At 38.4% G+C, this 1,434-nt stretch carries 1 protein-coding gene; it reads right to left on the bottom strand.

Annotation, left to right across the window (positions count from 1 at the left end; genetic code table 11):
* Positions 1-175: 175 nt before the first annotated feature.
* A complete protein-coding gene (locus tag ACIFOD_RS16135; protein WP_430315482.1) occupies positions 176-1,336 on the bottom strand; it encodes an IS256 family transposase in 1,161 nt (386 codons plus the stop codon).
* Between the last annotated feature and the right edge of the window lie 98 nt (positions 1,337-1,434).

Genomic DNA, 1,434 nt, shown 5'->3' with positions numbered 1-1,434 from the left:
TGTTTTTTCAACTGAATCGGATACAGGTATTAGATTCAACATTTTTTTGCGAAACTTCCATGCTTTTATTCCTTCATAGCCAGGGCAGGCTGTCAAAGGCTTTTCACTTTGACAGCCTGCCCTGGCTATGAAACGATTTGAATGGAAAGTTTCATTCAAAAATGCTTAGGGCTTTTTAAAAGGATTTTCTTTTTGAATAATTAGTTTGTTGATAATGAAGTAAAACTGCCCCGACCAATCGAAAGGCTGACTGCGTGTTAGGAAAAATCCGTATGACTTTTTCTCTTCTTCGAACCTCTTGGTTCAAGCGTTCCAAACAATTGGTACTGCGAATATGTGGTCGGATTTCTTCAGGGTGCTCCATGTACTGAATGGTATCTTCGAAGCCTTCATCTAAGATGGCCAACGCTTTTTCATATTTTATATTCTCGCTAAACTGACTCATGAGTTCTTCTTTAAAGTTCCTCATATCTTCAATTTTGACAGCTTCAAACACCCTCTTAATCATGAGTCTAATTTCCTTAGAATCTTTCTTTGGGAGTTGCTTGAAAATATTACGTTTAAAGTGTACATTACACCTCTGCCAACTGGTTCCAATAAACTCACGTAGGACAGCTTTTTGTAGACCCTTATGGGCATCTGAGATCACAAGCTTAGGAGATTGTAGACCGCGGGATTTCAGTTGTTGAAAGAACCTACTCCAACTCTCATAGCTCTCCGCATGATCCACCATTAACCCTAAAATCTCACGATTGTTTTTCTCTGAAAGAGCTGTCGCAATGTAGACGGCTTTTGAAACGACTCGATGGTGTTCACGGACTTTTATATACATGGCATCTACAAATATAAATGGAAAATAAGTGCCATTCAAAGATCTCTTGGCCCAATCATTAATGATTGGATCTAGTTTTTGAGTAAGGGAAGAAACGAATGATTTTGAAACTGCCTCTCCACAAAGCTGTTCCACAATATGAGTAACCTTACGGGTAGAAACACCATTAATCACCATCTCGATCATAGAAATGACAAAAGCCTGGTCACATCGTGCATATTTTTCAAATACGGAAGGTGAAAAATCACCATTACGTGTACGTGGAACCTTCAGTTTGAGTTTTCCAATACTCATGGTAAATTCGCGTTCGTAGTAGCCATTCCGATAATCCAAACGATCAGTAGATCGTTCATAAGAAGCTGCTTGTAGGTAGGCATCTCTCTCCCTTTCCATGTATTCATTCAATACAAGGACGATGGCTGAACGGACCACCGTTTCGATATTAGAATTCATTACTGCTTCTTTTAAAGAATCCAAATCTAGGTTAAACTGTAATTGAGTCATTTTCATTCCTCTTCTCATTGTTTATCGTCGGTGAAAACAGTGTTGACAAGAAGGAATAAAATGACTCTTTCTTTTTACACAATTATATGGACTTAATC

The sequence above is a fragment of the Rossellomorea sp. NRS-1567 genome, assembly GCF_050467885.1.
Lineage (GTDB): Bacteria > Bacillota > Bacilli > Bacillales > Bacillaceae_B > Rossellomorea > Rossellomorea aquimaris_C.
The sequence above is the reverse complement of the archived record's forward strand: the minus strand, read 5'-3'. Positions and strand labels throughout refer to the sequence as shown.

Excerpts from the sequence above, each read along its gene's own strand:
- ACIFOD_RS16135 (WP_430315482.1), bottom strand. The coding sequence starts at position 1,336 with ATGACTCAATTACAGTTTAACCTAGATTTGGATTCTTTAAAAGAAGCA.